The following is a 22,751-nucleotide window of genomic DNA, read 5'->3' on the forward strand; positions in this document are numbered from 1 at the left end:
GGCACTGGCCATGAAGGAAGGCTTCATGGTCCGGGGGTAGCCTGCGCTGAAGACGAGCTGCGGCCGCGCTCGGGAGTCGCTCCGGAGCCCTGCGATGCCGCGGCACAGTCGAACGGAATCCTTCCAGCCATGGGTCGAACGACGTGCGGATCAGACTTCGCCTGGATGGCCGCCATGCACGGCGCTGGCACGCCCGCCTCATTGAACATCTCGCCCGGCGTCCCGACACCGTCGTCGAGGTCGAGGCCGGTCCAGGGCCCGACACCTGGCCCGCCAATGCCGACCTCCTGTTCCGCCTCGAAGCCCTAATTCACGGCTTACCGGCAGATGGTCCCGCCGCGCATCTCGATGCGCCGGCGCGATCGCGGTGGCCGAGTCCCGGGACGGAGGCGCCCGACCGGATCATCGATCTCTGCGGCGACGTTCCGGATGACGGGCCGGTGCCGGTCTGGCGTGTTCTCTACGACGGACAGGGCGGCGAGGCCGCATTGCTGGCGAGCCTTCTGGCCGGGCGCGCGCCGATTGCGGAACTCGTGGAAGGAAACCGCCTTCGCTGTTCCGGCCGCCTGGGCACCGAGATCCGCGGCGTCGCCCTTACGATGTTCGAGGATGCCCTCGTGCGGACCGCGACGATGATCCGGGCGACCCTCGACGGACGCGCGCCGATCCTCGCCGCCGATGCGCCGGATCCCGCCCCGCTGCGTCTCCGGATGCCCGATCTCGGGCGGCGCGCCGTCCGCCTGCTCGGCGGAGCGATCGTTCGGCGGCTCTACCATCTCTGCTATTGCGCACCCCACTGGCGCGTCGGCTGGCGCCGGCTCCACGGTCCGGACCTCGTCGCGCTCGGCCGGCATCCCGAGAGCGGATGGCGTGAACTCGCGGACGATGGTCGGCGCTTCTATGCGGATCCGTTCCCGATCGAGCATCGGGGCGAGCCCTGGCTCTTCGTCGAGGAATACGTGCACAGCGTCGGCAAGGCGTTGATCTCGGCGGTACGCTTCAGCCCCGAGGGCCCTGTCGGGGTGCCTGTGCCCGTCCTCGAGACCGGGTCTCACCTCTCCTACCCGTTCGTGTTCGCCCGGGAGGGTTCTGTCTGGATGGTGCCCGAGAGCTGTGCCGCGGGAACGATCGATCTCTACCGCGCGCTTGCTTTTCCGGGGGGCTGGGCCAAGGAGGCGACGCTGATCTCCGGCATCGCCGCGAGTGACGCGACGCTGTTGGAGCATGGCGGCCGGTGGTGGATGTTCGCGACCGTCCGGGGAAGCGATGCCGCGGACCCGCTCGGCAACGGCTCGTTCTCGGACACGCTGCACCTCTGGTCGGCCCCCGACTTCCGCGGTCCCTGGACGCCGCACCCGGCGAATCCCGTCCTGATCGATATCGCGGCGGCGCGGCCTGCGGGCCGGATCGTCAAGCGCGGCAACGATTTGATCCGGCCGGTCCAGGACTGCACCCGCGGCTACGGCCACGCGCTCGCCCTGGCCCGCATCGAGCGCCTCGACGACGAGGCCTTCACGCAGCACGTCGAGACCCGCATCGAGGCCGGGCCGGCTTGGCCGGGGACGCGCCTGCACACCCTGAATGCCGCTGCCGGGTACGAGTTCATCGACGGCTCGGCCCGCGCACCCCGCTTCAGGCGCCCGCACCGGCCGTGAGGCTCGGCGCGCGCCGATGGCGATGCGCCCGGCCGTTCAGCTTCGGCCGGGCTGCCGGTCCGGCTGGAAGGAATGCGCGAGCCGAGACAGTGTCTGCCGCACCACGGCATTGCGAACCCGGCGCGCATCCCAGAGGAGCCCCGTCCCGGTGACGATGCCCCGGGCGTAGAAGCTCGATGCGATGCTCGCGCCGTCGACTCTCCGCTTCACGCGGTCGTTGTAGAAGCGCGCGATCTTGTCGGCCCCCATCCCGGGCGTCTCGAACCAGCGCGGCAGGTGAACCGAGCAGAGCCGCTCGACATCGGTCACGACCCGCCGGAAGCCGACACCCGGAGCCGGGCAGGTCGTGCAGAATGCGTCGCCGATGAGGACGATCCCGTCGCGCCGGGGATCCTCCGTGATCGTGAGATCGATCTGCCGGATGTCGACGGAACCGGCGATGCGGAAGTCGCCGCAGAGTTCGGCGATGTCGGGCGCGAGTTCGCGCAGGATCGGCTGCGGATCCTGCCGGAACGCGCGGGTCCAGGGATCGCCCGCCGTCCGGTAGACGAACAGGTTTCCGCGCATCGCCCCGTCGATCGGAAACAGGGTCAGGTAGGCCATCCGATCGACCGGCCTGAAGCCGTAATAGGTCAACGTATCGAAGGAAAACTCAGGCCGCGGAAGCGCCATGTTGAAGCCGAGCGAGAGGGAATGTCCCCTCGATGTCTCGATGCGGCGCAGCCCCGCGTGGCGCCGCACGGCGTCGCCGAGACCGGTGGCCAGCACGACGAGCCGCGCCTCGGTCACGGTGCCGTCCGTGAGTTCGACGCGCTGCCGATCCGGGCCCGTCGTCAGACCGGCGACCCGACCGCGCACGAAGGTCGCCATCGGCGGCAGCGCTGCCCGGAGCCCATTGATCAGCGAGCCGTAGGAGAACCCGTATTCCCGCAGGTGCGTCTTCGACACGAGGCGACCGTAGCGGTAGATGCGGCTCTTCTCCATCGGGGTCACCAGCGGCCTGACGACCGAGCCGAGGCCCAGCCTGTCCAGCACGGCCATGTGATCGAGATCGAGCTTCTCGCCGCGGAACTCGGAAGGATAGACCGCCTGCGCGTCGATCAGCGCAACCCGGTATCCGGCCTCGGCCAGAACGATCGCCGTGCTCGTGCCGGCCAGGCCCGCGCCGATGATCGCGACGTCGGCCAGGATCGTCGCGCCCTGGTCGCAAGCCCCGCCCGCTCGTCCTGCCTCGGACATGTCCGGTCCTTCCTTCGCGTCGAAAATACCGTCCGGCACGCCGTCGCAATCGCCGTTTCCCTAAGCCCGCGAACCGGCCGATCCCGAAGATCCAGCGGCCGAGAGCCCGAATGATCCGTGACATACGACATTGGAGCGCGTCATAGCGGGCGCGTTGTTGGCGCAACATAGGTGAGCCGGTGCCGCCGATGTAGAGCGGATGCCCCGCCAACTTGTATCTCAGTTAACTGCACTTGCGCCGGCTCGGGGACGTCGGCCGGTGAGAGGCCCACGGGCGCCTCATGCGTGCGTCCCGTTCACAGGCTGGAAACTCAAGAGAGAAATAGGTCGCCTCCTTAAGCTGCCAGACATACTTGGAGCTTTTAACCTCGGCTCGCGGATCAGTGTCGGTCGCTCCGTCGTGATCGATGCCGACCGTACCTGCCGTTGCCCGATGGGACCGTGCGGCGCGGCGGCAACGCCGGAGGAGGAGACGCGATGAGCCCGTCGAAATCGCCCGCGATGTCGCTGGTTCCGGCTCCCGAAAGCCGGGCGTGAGCGCAATTCGATCTCGGTTCGCCCAAGGCCGCCTGATCCTGATGATCGGCGGGGAGGCGATGCAGAGCGCACTTAGCTTCGCGCTGAACCTCGCGCTGCTGCACCTCCTGCCGACCAAGGATTACGGTGTCTTCGCGCTGGTGATGGTCATTGGCGGCATCGGCCTGACCTATATCCGGGCCCTGACGGCGATGCCCGCCGCGATCCTGATCGGGCAGGCGCCTCGCCCCGGACGGGCTGCCATCCACGATGTCACCTTCGGCTCGGCTGCCGTCCTGCTCGCCGGGTCCATGACGGTGATGGTTGCCGCTGTTCTCGATACCTGGGTCGAGAGCGGCGCCTGGGCCGGCGGCCTCTTCGTGGGACTTTGGGCCTTCCGCAGCCATCTGCGGACCGCTTATTTCGCGCATGAGCGGCAATCCATCGTGGCGATCGGCGATCTCGCCTACACCCTCGGCGGATCTCTGACCGCGCTCGTCCTCTGGAGCGGCGTCGATATCCTGCGCAACGTGCTCCTGACCTTGGCGGGCGCCAACGCTCTCGCGATCGCGATCATGCTGCTGCGCGCGCGCCAGCCCCTTCGCGTCAGCTTCCGTCGGCGGACGCGTCGCCGCTACCTCGGCCTCGGGCGGCAACTCGGCTGGTCGGCCCTCAGCGTCACCACCACCAACCTTCAGGGCCAGGGCATGGCCCTGATGGTCGCCGCCCTCGCGGGGCCTGCTGCCTACGCGCCGATCGCGGCCGCGCTGGTGGCCTTCGTCCCGCTGCGGATCATCGCGACGGCGGTGGCCAACATGATGCAGCCGGACCTGTCGGCGAAACTCGGGCGCAGCGAGATCAGGATCGTGCGGCGTTCCGTGCTCGTCTGGATGGGCGCGATGGCGTTCGGAGGTCTCGCCTATGGTGCCGCCATCGCCCTCGTTCTGCCCGTGGTGTCGCCGGGCTTCACCGCGACCACCTCGCCGCTGCTGCTTGCCCTCGCGTGGGTGTTCTACACCTTCACGCTGGTGTCGGTGATGCCGAGGATCATGCTGGAGATCCTCGGCGAGTTCCGATCGATCACCATGATCACCGTGGGGAGTGCCGCGCTCGGCATGGGGCTCGCCCTCGCACTGCTGCTGGCGGGACGCCCGAGCCTCGCCCTCGTGGGCGGTGTCGTCTCGGAATTCGCCGTCCTGGCGGCGTCCGGTTTCGTCGTCTGGCTCAGGATGCGCCGCTTTAGCGAGGCCCGCCCTCAGGCCTCCCCGTTCGGTTCGGCACCGAACGGCGGCGCCCCCTCGCGCGATCCCGATCACCATCCGCTGCGCGCGCTCGACCACGATGCGCGCCTCGCTGAGCAAGGCTCCACCCGATGAATGCCGTCGATCGCGCGTTATTCTCGCAGCCTGCCTCCATGGCGGAAGCTTCTTCGGCTGCCGCGGCGCGCCGGGACTTCTCGGTTCACCTTCATCGCAGTCTCGCGTCCGCGGACAGCGTCTGGCGAAGGCTTGAGCGGGAGGGCGTTGCCTCCGCCTATCAGCGCTTCGACTGGGTCGGAGCGATCCTGCAGCATCTCGCGTCGCAAGAGTCGGCCGACTTGCTGCTCGCGGAGGTGCGCGATGCCGCGACCGGTCAACCACTCATGCTGTGGCCGATGTGTCGGCTGAGGCGGCGTGGACACCGCGTCGTCGCCTGGGTCGATTTCGGCGTCTGCGACTACATCGCCCCCCTCATGGCCCAAAATCTGACCTTGTCCGCCGCGGAGGCTGACCGGGTCTGGGCCGCCATCCTCACCGCGCTTCCGGCCGCCGATCTCGTTCGCATCGACGCGATACCCGCCACGGTGTCGGGCCAGCCAAATCCCTTGGCGCTTCTCCGCCGCACCACCGCTTCCGCGCATATCACCTCCGGCATGGCCATCCACGGACCGGCCGAGACTCTCCTCCAGCGGGTCTGCAAGGCCTCCGTCGTGCGCGAGATCGGCATGAAGGGACGGCGCCTCGAACGGCGTGGCCGCGTCTCGTTCGTCGTGGCCGAGACGGCGGCCGAGGTCGGGGCATTGTTCGACGTCCTCCTCGAACAGCGCCTCGATCGCTTCAGGAAGCTCGGCCGCTTCGATCTCCTGACCCAGCCGAGCGCCGTCGCCTTCTATCGCCAGACCGCGCTCGATGGTCTGACCGGCGGGGCGGCTCGCATGATCGGGCTGCGGGTCGACGACGTGTGGGTGGCCACCTGCTACGGCCTCGTCCACGGCGGAGCGTTCCACTTGACGCTCCTGTCGATCGCCGACGAGAGCTGGCGCAACTGCTCGCCGGGCTTCCTGCTCGTGTGCCGCGCCATGACCTGGGCCCGTGAGCAGGGCCTCGGCTACTTCGACTTCACGATCGGCGAGCACGGCTACAAGGCCAAGATCGGCGGTCAGTCGCAGCCCCTGATGTCCGTCTACCAGGACCTGACTTTGAAAGGCCGGCTGGTCCGCCAGATGATCGAGGGCCTGCGCGACGGCAAGGCATGGCTCGTTGCGCGCCATCCTGCCCTGTTCGAGCGCCTCCGCAACCTTCGGCAGGCACAAAGGCGCGGGGTGTCAGGTCTCCGCCGATCGTGACGAGATAGGCGCGTGCTCCCTCAACGAAGCTAGGGAGGAATGCCGTCAGGTCCTTCGGGCGTGCGGGGGCCTGCCGTCACCTTGACCACATCGGTCCGGGACTGGCTCGAGGTGTCCATCTCTGACGGCGGCCACGCCTGAGATCAGGTCACGCGCTGGCGGGTGCAGCCCGCAGATGCGTCTTGGCGGATCGGCGCAGGCAGAACGCGAGGAGGCGGCCGCAGGCGCGGCTCGCAAGATAGAGCGCAAGGCTGAGGGTCGCGAAAAATCCCGCGTTGCGGAAGTCCGGGACGCCCGACACGGTCCCCTGTTCGACCAACCTGATCGAGCCGAAGCCTGTGGCCTCGACCGGGACGCTTCGGCCGATGGGCACCGGCGGCCGCCGGCACTTCTGAGCAGGGTTCAGAGGATTCAGGCCGCCGGCTTGGCACGGGGGCAGGGGCCGGGCCTCCCAGGTCGCGACGCTGCCGAGCCAGAGCGCGAGCAACAGGGGAGGCGCAGCCGCGGCAAGACCGATCCGATGAGACCAACGTGAGAGACGCGACACCATGCAGGCTCATCCTCGTCGCAGCGCCCGACGCGATGACAACCGAGGATAGGCGAGAGAGTTCAGAATGCGTGCCGGGGCGCGATCAGATGCGCCTGCGATCCTGCTGCGTCCGCGTGCCGTGGCGGCTCGGGCGGGCGTTCGGCAAGCGCGACAACTCGATCAGATGCGCGAACCCGTTCAGTCGCTTGGCCCGCGGCAGCGCGGCAACGACCAGCGCGATGGCACCGATCGTTGCCGCGAGCATGATGGCGAGTTCGAGTTCCATGGGGCCGGACCCTAGGCGCTCCGGGCGTTCACGGCCATGTGACCCGCTGTCGTCCGGGAAGTACGAAGCGGTCTCCGCTCCAGCATCACCCGGGCGTTCGCCTATGCGGCCGACGCCGACGTCATGGCCTGAAGGCTGGCGAGCCCCTGCTCGGTGATTTCCCACGAGGCGTAGGTGCCGCCGATATGCGGGCCCACCTGCTCGCCGAGCCAGCGCACCTTCCCGAGGCTCGCCAAAGCGCAGAGACGGCTGTGGTCTCCGGGCCAGCTCCGGTCCGGCTCGCGCTTGACCGAGATGCGTCCGGCGATGGCTTGGGCGGCTTTCGACAGCAGGCGGCGCTCATGATTGATCAGCATGACGTCTCTCCGGATGCGGGGGTGAGCGGGCACGCGGAACGCGGTTCGCAGGGCGACCATCCCGAAAACGTAGGCTGATACGGTTAAGCTTGGCAAGACCAGAAGACTAATCAGTACAAGGAGATACGGTTCTGGTTCGAAGAGCGGTCACGACCTGCAGGCCTGTGCCGGTCCTCGCACTGCCCGCCCGAAGGTTGGCGGAACGGTGCGAGGTGGATATTCAAAGGCGCAGGACCCTCTGCGCGCTCGGGCGTTCAGCCGGCCTTGCGGCGCGTCCGCTCCTTCGGCTCCGAAGCTGAGGCCTGAGCGCCCGGTCGACCGAGACCGATCGCGCGCGCGAGCTCCGCGCGCTGCTCCGAATAGTTCGGGCACACCATCGGATAGTCCTTCGGCAGGCCGTAGCGCTGACGATAGCTGTGCGGATCGAGGTCGTTGGCGGACAGGTGGCGCTTCAGCGTCTTGTAGGGCTTGCCGTCGATGAAGCTGATCAGGGCGTCCGGCGTGATCGACTTGCGGATCTGCGACGGGGTCAGCTTCTCGACTTCGGGCGCCGCCGAGGCTAGGGCCGGCCCGGTCGCAAGTCCGTTCAGCGTTGCGTGGACATGGCCGAGAAGTGCCGGCAGTTCAGTGACGGGTACGGAGTTGTTGGACACGTAGGCGCAAACGATGTCGGCCGTGAGCGTGACGAATTCAGGCGCGGTGCCTTGCGTTGTTTCTGACACGTGTACATTCCAGTTGGTTGGCCCCTCGCGGCCATAGACCACTTCGTTGCTCGACCAATCAAGAGCGTCGACACGAAATCTCTGCGAAAACCGGTTGCCGGGTTATCCTGCCTGGAAAAATATCGCATCGAGCATCCGTGTGAACTGCTGAGTGTTGCTCGTCATCTCCCATCGGAATGGCCTGTCGGAATACAGTCGCGGGCGCCAGCCGCCCCGAGCGGGCGCCGTTGCGGGTATTCACCCACAATCCGCGGACAGAATTGGCAGCATGCGAAACCGGGCGGATCAGGCCTGTCCACGATATCGCACACGGGTTAGCCTCCGCCGTTCAGATCCGGCCGCGGAGGCGCGCACTTGAATCTGAGCGGCAGAGAAGAGGCTGCACGGACCTTTGGAGGGCTTTCGACGGCTAGCGTCACCGCGCCCGAAGCGGCCTCTCAACCCTTCAGGCAGGTGCTCAGGAAGGTGCGCCGGTCCTTGCCCTTCAGGCTCTTCGCGCTGGCGTCAGCGTTGCAACTCTTCATCTTTTCCTGTTGCGGCGTCAGTGTCTTGGCTGGAGCGGCGGCGCTCTTCCCGGCAAGGCAATCGGCCATGAAGCCCTTGCGAGCGTCGCCCGTCAGCTTCTGCGTGCCCGCATCGGCGTTGCAAGTCTTCATCCGCTCGCGTTGCGCCGCTTGACCTGCGGTCGGCGCCGCCGTCTGGGCAAATGCGGGCTGAACAAGTGCGGGTGCGGCAAGGACCAAAAAGAGCGGAATTGCCAAGCCAAGCGTGCGCATGGGGTAAACCTCCGAAAGCCGGCAGGCTACCAAGCGCATCGCCGAAGGCGAGAGCTTACAACTACGCCGTGCACAGGACATTCGTGCCGGAGACTGGAATGGTCTGGTCGGGACGCATCGGCAGAAGACAGGGGGAGGCCCCTCGCATTCGCCGTCGCGACGGAGCGATGGGCCGGGACGAACGGACCGCCCATGGCCACCGAGACGGATTTCGATCGAAATCCGCCGCGGTCGCCCCTGACCGCCCGACTGTGGAAACAGGGCTTGCCCGCCCGCTGTTCGAAGCGCCGTAAGCCCCGCTTCCGCTCGATCGCGCGTCAGGCTGCCTTGCGGGGACCGCGAGCTTTAGGCTGTTCGGCGGAAGCTTGACCCGCGACCCGGCCGAGCCCGATCGACTTGGCGAGCTCCGAGCGCTGTGCCGCGTAGTTGACTGCCACCATCGGATAATCCGCCGGCAATCCGTAGCGGGCCCGGTAGCTGTAGGGGTCGAGCCCATGGCTCGCGAGGTGGCGCTTCAGGGTCTTGTAGGGCTTGCCGTCCACGAAGCTGACCAACGCGTCCGGCGTGACCGATTTGCGAATCTGAGCTGGCGTCGGCTTCTCGGCCTCGTCCGCCGCGGCGACCGGGGCGGCACCCGCCGCGAGCCCGTTCAACGTCGCATGGACGGTCGCGATCAAGCCAGGAAGATCAATGATTGAAACATGGTTGCGCGCAACGTAAGCAGAGACGATCTCTGCGGAAAGATCCACGATGTTGCTGCTCGTAGTCACTGCGTCTTCCTGCACTTTTCTCTCCATGAAGGTGCGTGAAGGAATGTCGAATGATTGATTCAGCTTGGCCTGTCAACTAGCATACAGTCGCCGATCTCGCTGCGTGAGTTGAAAAGCCGCCACGGAGCAGCCCCGAATTGGTTCTGTTCTCGTGGGATACGCTTCGCGGCGGACGCATTTTTTCCTGCGCTGCCGACGCCATGGGGCAATTGGCGCCCATTGCGCGCGCAAAATCACGGCTCGCCGCGCAACATCCCGGAATTTCGAAAACGGCTCCGAGCCGATCCTATGCCTGTCGTCGGTGCCGCTGACCGGTGTCCTCGCCGACCACGTGATGCCGCACCGCAGAGCGGCGTCGCGCCGCTCAGGGCCGGCGCTCTCCAAATCGCTGGAGCGTGCTCAGGCGAGCCGTCGGCACGCGGATCACGTCGGAAATCCAGCCCAGGCGTTCGAGCATGGTGATGAGGCCGCCGCTGATATCGATCTCACGGCGCGTCAGCCCATGAAAGGCCGAGCGTGGGAAACGGTGATGGTTGTTGTGCCAACCGTCTCCGAAGGTCAGCAGCGCCAGAACGAGATTGTTCTTGCTGTTGTTGCTCAGGGCGAAGTTCTCGTAGCCGTGGCTGTGCCCGATCGAGTTCACCGCCCAGGTCGCGTGATGAAAGAGGAACGTCCGAAAGCATCCGGCGAACAGGAGGCATCCCCAGGCCTGCTCGACGCCCCCGAGGGCGTAACCGTAGACCCAGGGTGCGACCAGCGTCATCGCGACCCAGAACCAGTGCGTGTGATGGAAGAACATCACCAGGGGGTCACGCAGGAGATCGCGACCGTAGATCGCATAATCCGAGACGGCATCGTCCCAGAGCCAGCCCATATGGGCGTGGAGGAGACCGCGCCAGCCCGCGATGGCGCTGCAGTGGGAATCGACATGCGGGCTGTGCAGGTCGCCGCACTCATCCGTCGCGGCGTGGTGACGCCGATGGTCGGCGACCCAGCGCAGCAGCGATCCCTGCATCGACATGGTTCCGGCCGCGCCGAGTGCGAAGGCAAGCCAGGGCTTCGGCCGGATGCTCCGGTGCGAGAAGTAGCGGTGCAGCCCGATGCTGACGCCGAAGCCGATCACCGCATACCCGATCAGGAAGGCCGTGATCTCGATCCAGCCAATGGCGTGGCGATAGAACCAGAACGGGGCCGCGAGGGTGCCGATCGTCGGGATCGCGACCAGGATCGCGTTCTCGATTCCCTTGCGGATCGCCTGAGGGCCCCCGTGAATGACGCCGACCACCGAAGAGGCCTCGGTCTCCGGGGACGCGCCAGAAAAAGGGTCGGTGTCGTCACGCGTGTCTCCGGTCCGGTCGGAGCGCCGATCAGGACCCGGTTCGGTCGCGGGTCCGCCGACGGAACCGGCCGCCGGCATCGGTGCCGGGACAGTATCGAGGCGTACCGAGGATCAACACAAGCCTCTTCCGGTTGCGCATCCCTTGAACGGGGCCCGGAGCAGGACGCGCCGACGCGCTTTCTCGAACCACGCGCTCAAGCGAACGGCGCCGAGCATTTACATCTCCGCCACACCATGGTTCGACGGTCCGCCGGATCGTTCGATGCGCCCCGCGCCGGCGTAGGCGAGTCCGTTCTGCTGCGATGTACAACCTCCTGATCAGGCTCGGCCTGCGCTTCGAACAATCCGCCGACGAGGACCAGTTCGTTGAGCGCTTCACGCTCGACGACCTCGGCCGCACCCAGGCCGCGATGATTCTCGGCGCCTTCGTTTACTGCGCCTTCTCGGTCTGGGACTGGATCCTCGATCCGACCATCTGGATCACGACGCTGGCGATCCGCCTCGCCGTCGCCGCGCTGGTGCTTCTGCCGCTGACGGCCGTGCTCCCGCACAAGAGCGCCCGGCGCTTCGCGGAGCCGATCTACCTCGCCTATTGCGTCGTGCCCGGCTGCGTGCTGAGCCTGATCTACCTGCTGCTGGAACCGGGCTTCGATCACGCCGCGGCCGGGATGATCATCGTCATCCTGTTCGTCTCGACGCTGCTGCCGCTCCGGCTGCCTTCGCTCATCGCGTTCTGCGCCGTCACGTGGCTGTTCTTCGCCGTCTGCGAGTCCTTCGCCAGGCACGAGCTGGCGGGCATGCGGTTCGTGAACAACTTCGAGATCGGCATGGCCTATGCGCTCTCGCTCTACGCCGTCGGCGCGCGGGAATTCCGGGCACGGCGCCAATTCCGGACCGAGCAGGCCCTGCGCCAGGAGACGATCCGATCGGAGGCCGCCCTCGCCGAACTGCGCGAAGCGCAAGCTCATCTCGTCCAGGCCGAAAAGCTCGCCTCGCTCGGTCAGCTCGTGGCGGGCGTCGCGCACGAGATCAACACGCCGATCGGATTGGCTCTGATGACCTCGACGGCACTCGAAGGTGACCTCAAGCGCCTCGTCCGGAGCGTGGATTCAGGGCAGCTGCGCCGCTCGGAGCTGACACAGGGAATCGCGCGGCTGGCCGAGGGAACGCGGCTCCTGTTCTCCAATCTGACGCGGGCCGCCGACCTCGTGCAGAGCTTCAAGCAGGTCGCCATCGACCAGGCCAACGAGGACCGGCGGCGCTTCGAGTTGCACAGCTGGCTGATCGAGCTGATGAGCACGCTCGAACCTCTGCTGCGCCGCAAGGGGCACGCGGTGCGCGTCTCCTGCGAGGACGGCCTCGTGCTGCACACACATCCCGGCGCGCTCGCGCAGGTGATCAGCAACCTCGCCCTCAACGCCGTCGTTCACGCCTACCCGGATGGACGGTCCGGCCTGCTCGACCTGACCGCCACGCGCGTGGGCGATGATGCGGTCCGCATCGTCTTCTCCGACGACGGCGCCGGCATCCCGGCCGACCACGCCAGGAAAGTGTTCGATCCGTTCTTCACGACGCGCCGGGACCAGGGCAGCACCGGCCTCGGCCTCCACATCGTGTTCAACCTCGTGGTCGCGACCTTGCGCGGCCAGATCGAGCTGAGCAGCGCGGCGGGTTCGGGTACCCGCTTCACGATCGACCTGCCGATGACCGTGGCGCCGAATGAAGCGGGCGAGATCCTCGCCCCGGCCTGACCGCGAGCGGGCTTCGACCTTGACCCCCGCGAGCCTCCTCCTGCAAACCCGGAGTTGTGTCGCCTCCCACGCTCGTGGGTCCGAACATCGGGGAGTGGCGCAGCTTGGGTGGGCTTCCATGGCGTTGGTGAAAAAGGCGAGGCTCGCCTCTCCGCAGGGTGCCTCTCCGGCTCCTGGGACCGCCGAGGCGCCGAAGGATACCGCAGCGCCCGCGGCCGTCCGGCGGAGCCGGACACGGCAGCGCGGCATTCCGCACCGGCAGAAGGTCGCGGAGCGGCTCGCCGCAGCCACCGGGGAACTCGCAGCGGGCGTCACCGAAGCGTCCGCGGCGGCCGAGGAGTTGCGCCGGTCCATGGAGCTGATCGCGAGCGGAGCCGAGGAGGCAGCGGGCGCTGCGCAGGAATCGCTCTCGGCGGTCAGCACGATCGTCGGACACCTCACCGAGGCGCGCGAGCGCGCGGACCTCACGCGCCAGAAGACCACGGCATTCCAGGCCCTCCTCATCGAGGCGAATGCGCAGGTCACCAACGCGATCACGGCGATCCAGGCGAATGCCGAGCGCCAGATCGGGACGGTGAGCATCATCGAGGACCTCGATCGCGGCGCCGGGACGATCAGCGAGGTGACGGGCGCTGTCAGCTACGTCTCGGATCAAACGAACCTCCTCGCGTTGAACGCGGCCATCGAGGCGGCGCGGGCCGGCGAGCACGGACGCGGCTTCGCGATCGTGGCGGACGAGGTGCGGGCGCTCGCCGAGACGTCGGAGGCGAGCGCCCGCGAGGTCGAGGAACTGGCGGTGGCGATCCGCGACGAGGTTCTCGGCATCGGCGAGGTCGTCCGGGCCAGTGCTGCGAGCGCCGAAGGCGAGGCTGCGGCCGGGGCGCGCGTCTCACAGCAATTGGAACGCGCCCGCATCGATCTCCGCACTCTCGCGGAGGGCAGCCAAGCGGTTCTGGCGGCCGCGCTGGAGGACGAAACGACGATCCGCGAGGCTCAGCGCGGCGCCGAGCAGATCGCGAGCGCGGCCGAGGAGCAGGCAGCCGCCGCGTCCGAGGCGCAGCAGGCGGTCGCGCAGCAATCCGCATCGCTCGATCAGAGCCAAGCCACGGCCTCGACGCTCGCGGCGCTTGCCGAGGAACTGCGTGGGGGCAATGCCCTCGGTTCGAGCGCCGAGGCGGTCGGGTCGGGCGCCGAGGAACTGTCGGCGACGATTCAGGAATTGTCCGGCGCCGCCGGCGAAATCCTCGCGGCGATCGATCAGATCAGCCGCGGCACGGGGATCCAGAGCGCGGCGGCGCAGCAATCGAGTTCCGCCATGGCGCAGGTGGAGCGGGGGGCCGGTCAAGCCCGGTCGTTCGCCGCGACGGCCCTGGAGCAGGTCGTCGGGATCGGCAGGTCCATTCGCGAAGCCGGCGGCGCCCTGGAGGGGCTGGCAGCCGGTGTGTCCCGCACCGCGAGCGAGACGCGCGCCTGCCTCGGCAAAGTCGGGGCTCTCGAGACCAGCAGCCGGCGCATCGAGAGGATCGTCGATTCCATCGCGCTGGTTGCGGTGCAGATCAGCATGCTCGCCGTGAGCGGATCGATCGAGGCGGCCCGCGCCGGCGAACGCGGCCAGGGGTTCGCCGTGGTCTCGACTGATATCCGGTCGCTGGCCCGCGACGCCGCGCGCAGCGCCGACCGGATCCGCGATACGGTGCGGACGATCCAGGACGGCGCGGCCGCGGTCCGACGCGCGCTGGAGCTGGTCGTCGGCGCAGCCGAGGCCGAGATTCTGAAGAACCGCGCATTGCTGGACGGCCTCGCGACGGTCGAGGACGATCTCCGGCAATTGCACCGGGCCAATGCCGACATCGCGCAGGGGTCCGAGGAGATTCTTGTCGCCACCCAGGAAGTGCTGAAGGGCGCCCAGCAGGTCGCCGCGGCAGCTGAGCAGGCCGACCGCGCGGCCAGCGAGGCCGCGACCGCCGCGCGCCAGCAGGCGCGCGGCGCGGAGGACCTCGCTGCCGCCGTCGAGGACATCGCCGCGCTCGCCGACGAGTTGCGGGACCCGAATGCCTGAGGCGCGGAGTGGGACGGGCGACGCAGCCGGAGACCGCTATCTCGTCTTCGCGCTCGGCCCGCGATTGCTCGCGCTGCCCGCCGAGTGTGTCCGCGAACTGGTGCGGGTGATGCCGATCACGCCGGTGCCCGGCGCACCGGCGGCCCTCGCGGGTCTTGCCAACCTCCGGGGCGTGCCGCTTCCGGTTCTGGATCTTCGCCGGATCCTCCGCGCGGAGGAAACGCCGGTCGGCACGCCCGCCTACATGATCGTCGCCGACGCCGGTGAGCCCATCGGCTTGTTGATCGACCGGGTCTCAGGCCTGCAGACAGGCGTGCCCGTCTTTGACGACGTCACCGCGGACGCCGCCGCGACGGCGGGCCGCGTGCGCCTCAGAGACCGGGAGGGGACTGTCGACAGTCTCGACCTCGCTCGGCTCCTCGCAGCATGCTTCCCCAAGCGCGGGCGGCGTGGACGCATTCTCGCGGATGGTGGGCCGGCTCCCGCCGCGCAGGCTCGCGAGGCGGAGCACGTGGCGTTGATCCGTTTCCAGGTCGCGGGGCGTTCCTACGCGCTGCCCCTCGAAGACGTGGCCGAGGTGGTGCGCATCCCGCGGAATGTGACGGCGGCATCACCGCGCGATCCCGCGGTTCTCGGAACGATGCGCCTGCGGGATCGGCCGTTGCGGCTCTTCTCACTCGCAGCCCGACTGGGCCTCGTGGGGCGCATCCCGGATGCACAGGCCCGCATCATCGTCGCACGCTCAAGCCGAGGCGATGTCGGGCTCGTCGTCGAGACGCTCGGTCCGATCCTGCGTGTGGGGCCGGAGCAGATCGATCCGGTTCCGCGCGCGTTTCAGCGTGGCGGGAGCGGTGTCCTCGCCGCGATCTGCCGTCTCGACGAGCGTGATCTGATCTCCGTCCTCTCGACCGAGCACCTCCTCAAGGACGACACGCCCTACGCCCTCGGGGATCATCTCGACGCGGAGCATGAGATCGAGGGCACCTCGCGCGAAGATCCGGGCGAGCCGTTCGTCATTCTCGATTTGGCCGAAGTGGCCTACGGGCTTCCCCGGACGGCGGTGAGCGAAGTTCGGCGCGTGCCGGGTGGGATCATACGGCTTCCCGGCACGCCGGACTTCGTTGCCGGCATGGTCAACCTGCGCGGCGAACCGCTTCCCGTCATCGATTTGCGCCGCGCGTTCGATCACCCTCCGGGGTCGCCCGATCCGCGACGGCGCCTTGTGGTGCTCGACCTCGACGGCGTCCGCACGGGTTTTCTCGTTGACGCCGTCTCGGGGGTCCTGCGCCCGCGCGACGTTGCGCTGCGTCCCGCGCCGGACCTCGTGAACGATCCGCACAATGCAGTGACGCGCTTCGGCACGGCCGATGACGGCGGGCAGGTCCGGCTGATCGACCCGCGCAGGCTCCTCACGAGTTTGCGACATGGGTTGCGTCGGGCGGGCGAACCACCGCTCAATGCCCGGGACGTGTCGCAGATGGCAGCGAGGGCGACGGCATGATCCGCCTCCTCGTGGTCGACGACTCGGCGCTGATGCGCAAGCTCCTCGGTGCGGTCTTCGCGGCGCAGGCGGATTTCGAGGTCGCCGTCGCCCGCGACGGGGTGGAAGCGCTGGCCATGCAGGCGGCCTTCCGGCCCGATGTCATCACTCTCGATGTCAACATGCCGGGCCTCGACGGATTGGCCTGCCTCGACCGGATCATGCTGGAGCGGCCCTGCCCGGTGGTGATGCTGTCCTCACGCACGGCGGAGGGCGCCGAAGTGACGCTCGACGCGCTCGGGCGCGGTGCCGTCGACTTCGTCGCCAAGCCGACCGGTGCGATCTCCCTCGCCATCGAGGAGTTCGGCCCCCGCCTGGTGCAGAAGGTCCGCGCTGCGTCGAAGGCCCGCCTGCGCCCGACGCATCGCCTCGTCGAGCGCGTGCGCGCCCGTCATATCGGTGCACCCGGTCCCGCTCCGCGCCAGGCCGTTCACCACTCTGCGGAGGGTCAGGCCCGGCAAGTTGCGCGCCGGCTCGGCGGTATCGTCCTCGTCGGTGCCTCGACCGGGGGGCCGCCGGCTCTCGACGCGCTGCTCTCCGAACTTCCGGGCGATTTCGCCTGGCCGATCGTCGTCGCGCAACACATGCCGGGCAGCTTCACGGGCCCGCTGGCGCGGCGTCTCGACGGGCTCTGCGCCCTCGCCGTACAGGAAGTCACCCGGCCGGTCGTCCTGGAGCCGGGCCATGTCTATATCGGCCGCGGCGATGCGGACGTGATCATCACGCGACGCCCCGCAGGCCTGGGCGCGGCGCCGGCCCCATCGCACCCGGACCACCCCTGGCACCCGAGCGTCGACCGGCTCGTCGAGACGGCTCTCGCCCATGTGGAGGCCGACCGGATCGTCGGGATCCTGATGACCGGCATGGGACGGGATGGAGCGCGGAGCATGACGGAGATGCGGGCCCGTGGCGGCGTGACCCTGGCCGAAGCCGAGGAGACCTCGGTGGTCTGGGGCATGCCGGGGGAACTCGTCCGCGCGGGTGGTGCAAGCGTGGTCGCACCGCTCGATACCCTCGCCGCAGAACTCCTCCGGTTGGTGCCGTGATGCCCCTCGTCCGTCGCGATCCTCCGAACTCGCCTTCGCCCCGGCCGACGATCCGGGCAGGGGATCTCCATGCACCCGAGCCCGAGCGCCGCCTCGCCGCTGTCGACGCGCTCGGCGAGACACCCGACGCCGCGGAATACCTCGGCTTGGCTCTCGGGGCCGAAGGCGTGCCGCGCGTGCGCGAGGCGATCCTCGCCAAGCTGGTGTCGCTGGCCGACGCGGGCGCGGCGGCTGCCCTTGCCCCGCATCTGCGCTCCGACGACGCAGGGCTGCGCAACAGTTGCGTGGAGGCGCTGCAGGCGATGCCGGCGGCGGTGCTGCCGATCTTGCCGGCCCTGCTCCGTGACGCCGATCCGGACGTGCGGCTTCTCGCGGCGGAGATCGCCCGGACGCAGGCGTCCGAGACCGCCAGCGCGCTTCTGGCTGCCGTACTCGAAACCGAGCCGCACCCCAATGTCTGCGCGGCGGTGATCGAGGTGCTCGCCGAGTGCGGGACGGCCGGCGCCGTGCCGGCTCTTCGCGCGGCCCGGGCGCGCTTCGCGGACGCGCCCTTCCTCCCCGGCGCCATCGACATCGTGCTCGCACGCCTCGAAACCGGTTCCTGAAAGCGCGATGTGGCCGATCAATCCCCGCCCGTGACCGATCCGGATTTCGCGCGATTCTGCGAGTTCTTCTATCGGCGAACCGGCATTCTGTTCACGCCGGCGAAGCGCTACTTCGTCGAGCGGCGCTTGGCGGGTCGGATGACCGACACGGGCTCGCGCTCGTTTCCGATCTACTTCGCGCGCCTGCGCGCCGATCTCGATGGCGAGGTCGAGAGCCTCATCAATGCGCTGACGATCAACGAGACCTACTTCTTCCGTGAGGATCATCAGCTTCGCTGCCTCAGCACGTCGCTGATGGCACTCGTCACCACCGGCAAGGCGCCGGGCGACCGCGTGCGGATCTGGTCGATGCCCTGCGCCACCGGCGAGGAACCCTACTCGGTCGCGATCTGGCTGCTGGAGAACTGGCCCGACGTCGATCGGTTCGAGATCGAGATCGTCGGTTCCGACATCGATACCCGCGCTCTCGCGGCGGCCGAATCGGGACGGTACGGCGAGCGGGCGCTGATGCGTCTCTCGCCCGACATCGTCGACCGATATTTCGAGCCGGAGCCCACTGACCTCGGGCCGGCTTGGCGGATCATCGCCGATCTGCGGGCCTCCGTGCGCTTCTCCCCGTGCAACCTGATGGACGCGGCCGCGATGGCAGCGCAAGGCCGCTTCGACGTCGTGTTCTGCCGCAATGTCCTGATCTACTTCGACGACGCGTCCCGCCGCGTCGCCGCGGACAACCTTTACGACAACCTCGTTCCGGGGGGCTTCATTTGCCTCGGCCACACCGAGTCGATGAGCCGGGTCTCGCCGCTGTTCCGCGTCTGCCGCTATACCGACGCCATCGTCTACCAGCGTCCGATGGAGGGGAAGCGTGCCTGAGGCTGCCGAGCCCGCCGCGTTGGGACGCGTTCTCGTCGTCGACGATGCGAGTCTCGTGCGGTTGTATTATCGCGATATTCTTCAGCGGGCGGGCTTCGTCGTGGACGAGGCGCTGAACGGGATCGAGGCGCTGGAGATGCTGCTGCGCAATCCCTACGACCTTCTGATCGTGGACGTGAACATGCCCAAGATGGACGGTCTGAGCTTCCTTGCCGCCCTGCGCGGTCGCGAGGCGCCGCTCCGTGCCATCCCGGCGCTGGTTGCGAGCACGGAGGCAGGATCCGTCGATCGCGCGGCGGCGCGCGCGGCCGGCGCCAACTTCTACCTCGTGAAGCCCCTGGCCGAGGACGTGCTCATCGCCCACGTCAAGGTCCTGAGCGGGCGGCCGCTGTGAACGATCTGTTCGAACAATTCCTCATCGAGGCTCGGGAGTTGATCCAATCCGCCACCGAGGATCTCCTCGCCCTCGAGTCGGCGCCGGGGGAAGGCGAGGCGGTGAACCGCGTCTTCCGGGCATTCCATACGCTGAAGGGCTCGGTCGGCCTGTTCGACTTCCCGCCGTTGCTTGAAGTTCTGCACGCCGCCGAGGATGGCCTCGTCGCGGCGCGCGCCGGAACCGTCGCGGTTGACGCCATTCTCATCGATCTCTCGCTCGAGACCCTCGATGCGGTCGCGCGCTGGACCGATACCATCGAGGGGCAGGGGGACCTGCCCGCGACCGCCGGGTCGGAGGGTGGGACCCTCGTCGCCCGGTTTCGCGCCCTGCTCGCCCCGACGCTCCACCCCATCCCGCGAGCCGCGGAGTCCGCCGCGACCACGAGGCCGGACTGGGTCGCCGCGCTCGTCGCTGACGCGCTTCCTCTCCCCGAAGGCGTGCCTCTCACCGCCCTTCGCTACGTGCCGCGCGCCGATTGCTTCTTCGCGGGCGACGATCCGATCGGTTTGGTGCGCCGGTTGCCGAGCCTCGTCGCCCTGACGGTGGTTCCGGTCGAGCCCTGGCCGGAGACCGGGGAGCACGACGCCTTCACCTGCAACCTTGCGATCACGCTCCTCACCGCCGAGCCGCGCGCGGAGGTCGAGGCTGTGTTCCGTGTCGTCCGCGACCAGATCACGCTCGAGCCGCTGGTGGATCCGGCACCGGCCATCGGGGTCGAACGCGCGTCGGCTACCCTGCCGGTGGTGGTCGCCGCGATCCTGACGGAGCAGCTTCGGGTCATCGCCACGCCCGGAGACGCGGATTCCGACGCCGGGCGCCGGGAAGCGGCCGGTCAGGCCGCCGCCAATGCGCTTCGTTCAGTCCGGCGAGGCATCGCGGCCGAGGCCTGCGCGCGCGCCGCACAGCAGGGCCGTGAGGCCCTGTCGCGGGTGCTGGAATCGGTTCTGGAAGGCCGGGACGGTGTCGCCCTGCCGCCATCCGTCCCGCTCGAGCCGAGCGCCGAGACGAGCCGTCTGTTGCGCATCGATGCCGCCCGCGTCGACACCCTGATCGCACTGGCCGGCGAACTCGTCGTAGCCCGGAACGCGCTGAACCATCTCGTCTTGCGCGCCGTGGACGGGATACAGGATGCAGGCCTCTCTCGGGCAATGCACGAGAACGATGCCCTGATCGGGCGCCTCGCCGCAGATCTGCATCGCAATGTCACCGGCCTGCGGCTGCTGCCGATGGCGCAGGTCTTTCGGCGCTTCCGACGTCCGGTGCGCGAGATCGCGCGCAGCCTCGGCAAGGACGTCACGCTCGACGTGCGGGGCGAGGACATCGAGGCCGACAAGGGCATCGTCGAGACCCTGTTCGACCCGTTGCTTCACGTCCTTCGGAACGCCCTCGACCATGGCCTCGAGGAGCCGGCCGAGCGGCGCCAAGCCGGCAAGCCGGAGACCGGCCGCATCGTGCTCGGCGCCGAGGTTCAAGAGGATAGCATCGTGGTCACGCTGTCCGATGACGGTCGCGGCATCGACCCTGTCCGGATCCGCGCCGCGGCTCGGGAACGCGGCCTCGTTGCGGCCGACGGGCTCGCGACCATGAGCGATGCCGCGGTCATCGACCTGATCTTCACGCCCGGATTCTCGACAGCCGCGCGCGTCAGCGATGTTTCGGGCCGCGGCGTCGGCATGGATGTGGTCCGGGCCGCCGCCACGCGCATCGGCGGGCGCGTCAGCGTTGCGAGCCAGGTCGGCCGTGGCACGACGATCCGTCTCGCGCTGCCCCACAGGATCGCCTTGACCCGCATCATGCTGGTCAAGGTCGGGCCGGACCTCTACGGGCTTCCCCTCGATTCGGTCGGCGAAGTGGTTCGCCGGCGCCGGGACCAGATCCTCGACCTGGGGCCGGGACGCGCGACCGTCCATCGCGGGCGCACGGTGCCGGTCGTAGGGCTCGCCGACCTCCTCGGCACGCCAGTCACGGCGCGGCTAGGTGACGGCTCACCGGACGCGGAGGCACGCCTCCTCGTCCTGCGTTCAAGTTCCGAGACCGTTGCGTTGGAGGTTGACAGCCTCGGCGCTCGCCTCGACGTCCTGACGCGCCCGCTCACCGGCCTGGTTGCCGACGCGCCCGGAATCGCCGGCACGACGGTGCTCGGCGACGGCCGCGTGCTGCTCGTTCTCGATCCGCAGGCGCTGCTCGCCCGGAGCTTTGGTACGGAAACGTCTGGCGCGCTGTCGGAGGGCCTCCCATGAGCGTGCGTCGCGTCGTCGATGGTTCCGCAGACATCGTCGTTCTCGAGGGACCCTGTCCCGTCGAGGACGCGGAGACGCTCGCGGCGTTCCTCCTCGAGAGCCCGACATCGCCGGTGGATCTCAGCGCCTGCGCGCGGATGCACACCGCCGTCCTTCAAGTGCTGTTGCGCCTGCAGCCGATGCGCCGCGGAACCTGCGGCGATCCCATCGCTGCGCGCTGCCTTGCGTGGCCGCATTCCAACGAAAAGAACGGGCAGGCCGCCGATTGACACTTCACGGCGATCCGGCACGGACGCATAAACGCCGTGATCCGGTCGCATCGCCGGTCGGTCTCAGCGCAAAGTCACAAACCCAGGCATGCCGGTCACAGCTCTCATCGTCGACGATAGCAAGCTCGCCCGCATCGTCATCGGGAAGCTCCTGCGGCAATTGAAGCCGGATTGGGAGCTGGCCGAGGCCGCCAACGCGGACGAGGCCCTGACGTGCCTCGCGGAACGGAAGGTCGACGTCGCCCTCCTCGACTTCAACATGCCGGGACGGGATGGGCTGGATCTCGCCGCCGATCTCCGCGCCGAGCGACCCGAGATGCCCATCGCGGTGATCTCGGCCAATATCCAGGATGAGGTCATCGCGCGGGCACGCAGCGTCAACGCGGCCTTCCTGCCGAAGCCCCTCACCGAGGAGGCACTCGCAGGCTTCCTCTCCGGCGCGGCCCTGCGCCTTCGCAAGGCGGCCCGGTGAGCACGGCCAGCATCGAGCTCAGCGCGCTTCAACAGGATGCGTTCACCGAGCTCGTGAATATCGGCGTAAGCCGCGCCGCCGCGAGCCTGCGCAAGATGATCGGCGTCCAGGTTCTCCTCTCGGTGCCCTCGATCGAGATCGTCTCTCGCGCGACGGCCGCCAGGCTGGTGGCCGAGCGCGAGGCCTCCGAATTCGTCGTCGTCCATCAGGATTTCCAGGGCGCTTTCTCGGGGCGTGCCCTGCTGATCTTCCCGAAGGAGAACGGTCGTGAGCTCGCTCGCGCCGTGACGGGCGGTGACATCTCTCCGGAGGAGATCGCGGAACTCGAGGACGAGGCGCTCACCGAGACCGGCAACATCATCCTGAACGGCTGCCTCGCCACCATGGCCAACATGCTGCAGCGGACGCTGACCATGTCGCTGCCCAGGATCATTCGCGGGGACGCACCAGCCATCTTCCGGCCCTCCGCCGCCGGTGACGATGACGAGGAGGCTCTCGTGCTCTTCCTCTACATCAACTTCTCCGTGCATGAGCGCGATATTCGGGGATACATCGCGATGTTGATGGATCTGCCGTCCCTGGAAAGTCTCAAGCTTCTGATCGACGACTTCATCGAACGTGCCATCGGCGAAACGGGCGGCTGATGATGACGCCTGCCCACCGGCGG

General features: G+C 68.4%; 21 protein-coding genes. 14 read left to right on the forward strand and 7 right to left on the reverse strand.

All coding sequences use genetic code 11. The features are described from left to right. Positions 1–143: 143 nt before the first annotated feature. A complete protein-coding gene (locus F6X51_RS14865; protein WP_150964463.1) occupies positions 144–1,655 on the forward strand; it encodes a glucosamine inositolphosphorylceramide transferase family protein in 1,512 nt (503 codons plus the stop codon). A gap of 36 nt (positions 1,656–1,691) precedes the next feature. Here F6X51_RS14865 and F6X51_RS14870 read toward each other — a convergent pair whose 3' ends face one another. Next, positions 1,692–2,894, reverse strand: a complete 1,203-nt coding sequence (locus F6X51_RS14870; protein WP_150964464.1) for an FAD-dependent oxidoreductase — start codon at positions 2,892–2,894, stop codon at positions 1,692–1,694. 596 nt (positions 2,895–3,490) lie between these two features. Here F6X51_RS14870 and F6X51_RS14875 point away from each other — a divergent pair. Then, a complete protein-coding gene (locus tag F6X51_RS14875; RefSeq protein WP_150964465.1) occupies positions 3,491–4,786 on the forward strand; it encodes a hypothetical protein in 1,296 nt (431 codons plus the stop codon). Continuing rightward, positions 4,783–6,015, forward strand: coding sequence for a GNAT family N-acetyltransferase (locus F6X51_RS14880; protein ID WP_150964466.1), 1,233 nt, complete (start codon positions 4,783–4,785; stop codon positions 6,013–6,015). The genes F6X51_RS14875 and F6X51_RS14880 overlap by 4 nt, the downstream gene beginning before the upstream one ends. Positions 6,016–6,647: 632 nt before the next feature. Here the strand turns inward: F6X51_RS14880 and F6X51_RS14885 are convergent. From F6X51_RS14885 to F6X51_RS14910, 6 genes are all read right to left on the reverse strand, one after another. Next, positions 6,648–6,830 (reverse strand): hypothetical protein, encoded by a 183-nt coding sequence (locus tag F6X51_RS14885; protein ID WP_150964467.1) that lies wholly within the window; start codon positions 6,828–6,830, stop codon positions 6,648–6,650. Positions 6,831–6,931: 101 nt separating this feature from the next. Then, positions 6,932–7,186, reverse strand: a complete 255-nt coding sequence (locus F6X51_RS14890; protein ID WP_322098529.1) for a hypothetical protein — start codon at positions 7,184–7,186, stop codon at positions 6,932–6,934. Between the two features lie 254 nt (positions 7,187–7,440). Continuing rightward, positions 7,441–7,908: a MucR family transcriptional regulator gene (locus tag F6X51_RS14895; protein WP_150964573.1), complete on the reverse strand. Its 468-nt coding sequence runs from the start codon at positions 7,906–7,908 to the stop codon at positions 7,441–7,443. 437 nt (positions 7,909–8,345) lie between these two features. Then, a complete protein-coding gene (locus F6X51_RS14900) occupies positions 8,346–8,684 on the reverse strand; it encodes a PsiF family protein (protein ID WP_150964468.1) in 339 nt (112 codons plus the stop codon). A 317-nt stretch (positions 8,685–9,001) separates the two neighbouring features. After that, positions 9,002–9,469, reverse strand: coding sequence for a MucR family transcriptional regulator (locus F6X51_RS14905; protein WP_246696813.1), 468 nt, complete (start codon positions 9,467–9,469; stop codon positions 9,002–9,004). 349 nt (positions 9,470–9,818) lie between these two features. Continuing rightward, positions 9,819–10,739: an acyl-CoA desaturase gene (locus F6X51_RS14910; RefSeq protein ID WP_191970130.1), complete on the reverse strand. Its 921-nt coding sequence runs from the start codon at positions 10,737–10,739 to the stop codon at positions 9,819–9,821. 356 nt (positions 10,740–11,095) lie between these two features. On the opposite strand from F6X51_RS14910, the gene F6X51_RS14915 reads away from it, so the two are divergent. The 11 genes from F6X51_RS14915 to F6X51_RS14965 all read left to right on the forward strand — a co-directional run bounded on the left by F6X51_RS14915 (position 11,096) and on the right by F6X51_RS14965 (position 22,728). After that, positions 11,096–12,544 carry a sensor histidine kinase gene (locus F6X51_RS14915; RefSeq protein WP_150964471.1) on the forward strand — a complete coding sequence of 483 codons (1,449 nt, stop codon included), beginning with the start codon at positions 11,096–11,098 and terminating at the stop codon, positions 12,542–12,544. A 118-nt stretch (positions 12,545–12,662) separates the two neighbouring features. Beyond that, complete coding sequence (locus F6X51_RS14920; RefSeq protein ID WP_150964472.1) at positions 12,663–14,603, forward strand: methyl-accepting chemotaxis protein; 1,941 nt, start codon at positions 12,663–12,665, stop codon at positions 14,601–14,603. Beyond that, complete coding sequence (locus tag F6X51_RS14925; protein WP_150964473.1) at positions 14,596–16,104, forward strand: chemotaxis protein CheW; 1,509 nt, start codon at positions 14,596–14,598, stop codon at positions 16,102–16,104. Before F6X51_RS14920 ends, F6X51_RS14925 begins: the two co-directional genes overlap by 8 nt. Then, positions 16,101–17,189, forward strand: coding sequence for a chemotaxis-specific protein-glutamate methyltransferase CheB (gene cheB, locus F6X51_RS14930; RefSeq protein ID WP_150964474.1), 1,089 nt, complete (start codon positions 16,101–16,103; stop codon positions 17,187–17,189). The genes F6X51_RS14925 and cheB overlap by 4 nt, the downstream gene beginning before the upstream one ends. Positions 17,190–17,335: 146 nt before the next feature. Beyond that, positions 17,336–17,794: a HEAT repeat domain-containing protein gene (locus F6X51_RS14935; protein ID WP_246696814.1), complete on the forward strand. Its 459-nt coding sequence runs from the start codon at positions 17,336–17,338 to the stop codon at positions 17,792–17,794. A gap of 9 nt (positions 17,795–17,803) precedes the next feature. After that, complete coding sequence (locus F6X51_RS14940; protein WP_246696815.1) at positions 17,804–18,667, forward strand: CheR family methyltransferase; 864 nt, start codon at positions 17,804–17,806, stop codon at positions 18,665–18,667. Then, complete coding sequence (locus tag F6X51_RS14945) at positions 18,660–19,061, forward strand: response regulator (RefSeq protein ID WP_246696816.1); 402 nt, start codon at positions 18,660–18,662, stop codon at positions 19,059–19,061. Before F6X51_RS14940 ends, F6X51_RS14945 begins: the two co-directional genes overlap by 8 nt. After that, on the forward strand, positions 19,058–21,343 hold the full coding sequence (locus tag F6X51_RS14950) for a chemotaxis protein CheA (protein ID WP_150964476.1): 2,286 nt from the start codon (positions 19,058–19,060) through the stop codon (positions 21,341–21,343). Before F6X51_RS14945 ends, F6X51_RS14950 begins: the two co-directional genes overlap by 4 nt. Then, positions 21,340–21,612, forward strand: coding sequence for a hypothetical protein (locus F6X51_RS14955; RefSeq protein ID WP_150964477.1), 273 nt, complete (start codon positions 21,340–21,342; stop codon positions 21,610–21,612). Before F6X51_RS14950 ends, F6X51_RS14955 begins: the two co-directional genes overlap by 4 nt. A gap of 88 nt (positions 21,613–21,700) precedes the next feature. Continuing rightward, complete coding sequence (locus F6X51_RS14960; protein ID WP_150964478.1) at positions 21,701–22,084, forward strand: response regulator transcription factor; 384 nt, start codon at positions 21,701–21,703, stop codon at positions 22,082–22,084. Beyond that, complete coding sequence (locus F6X51_RS14965) at positions 22,081–22,728, forward strand: chemotaxis protein CheX (RefSeq protein WP_150964479.1); 648 nt, start codon at positions 22,081–22,083, stop codon at positions 22,726–22,728. Before F6X51_RS14960 ends, F6X51_RS14965 begins: the two co-directional genes overlap by 4 nt. The last annotated feature ends 23 nt before the right edge of the window (positions 22,729–22,751 follow it).

Origin of the sequence: Methylobacterium planeticum, assembly GCF_008806345.1 — a bacterium.
In the GTDB taxonomy this organism is placed as follows: Bacteria; Pseudomonadota; Alphaproteobacteria; order Rhizobiales; family Beijerinckiaceae; genus Methylobacterium; species Methylobacterium planeticum.

Coding starts and splice junctions, on each gene's coding strand:
- F6X51_RS14870 (WP_150964464.1), bottom strand. CDS start 2,894: ATGTCCGAGGCAGGACGAGCGGGCGGGGCTTGCGACCAGGGCGCGACG.
- F6X51_RS14875 (WP_150964465.1), top strand. CDS start 3,491: ATGCAGAGCGCACTTAGCTTCGCGCTGAACCTCGCGCTGCTGCACCTC.
- F6X51_RS14880 (WP_150964466.1), top strand. CDS start 4,783: ATGAATGCCGTCGATCGCGCGTTATTCTCGCAGCCTGCCTCCATGGCG.
- F6X51_RS14885 (WP_150964467.1), bottom strand. CDS start 6,830: ATGGAACTCGAACTCGCCATCATGCTCGCGGCAACGATCGGTGCCATC.
- F6X51_RS14890 (WP_322098529.1), bottom strand. CDS start 7,186: ATGCTGATCAATCATGAGCGCCGCCTGCTGTCGAAAGCCGCCCAAGCC.
- F6X51_RS14900 (WP_150964468.1), bottom strand. CDS start 8,684: ATGCGCACGCTTGGCTTGGCAATTCCGCTCTTTTTGGTCCTTGCCGCA.
- F6X51_RS14915 (WP_150964471.1), top strand. CDS start 11,096: ATGTACAACCTCCTGATCAGGCTCGGCCTGCGCTTCGAACAATCCGCC.
- F6X51_RS14920 (WP_150964472.1), top strand. CDS start 12,663: ATGGCGTTGGTGAAAAAGGCGAGGCTCGCCTCTCCGCAGGGTGCCTCT.
- F6X51_RS14925 (WP_150964473.1), top strand. CDS start 14,596: ATGCCTGAGGCGCGGAGTGGGACGGGCGACGCAGCCGGAGACCGCTAT.
- cheB (WP_150964474.1), top strand. CDS start 16,101: ATGATCCGCCTCCTCGTGGTCGACGACTCGGCGCTGATGCGCAAGCTC.
- F6X51_RS14955 (WP_150964477.1), top strand. CDS start 21,340: ATGAGCGTGCGTCGCGTCGTCGATGGTTCCGCAGACATCGTCGTTCTC.
- F6X51_RS14960 (WP_150964478.1), top strand. CDS start 21,701: ATGCCGGTCACAGCTCTCATCGTCGACGATAGCAAGCTCGCCCGCATC.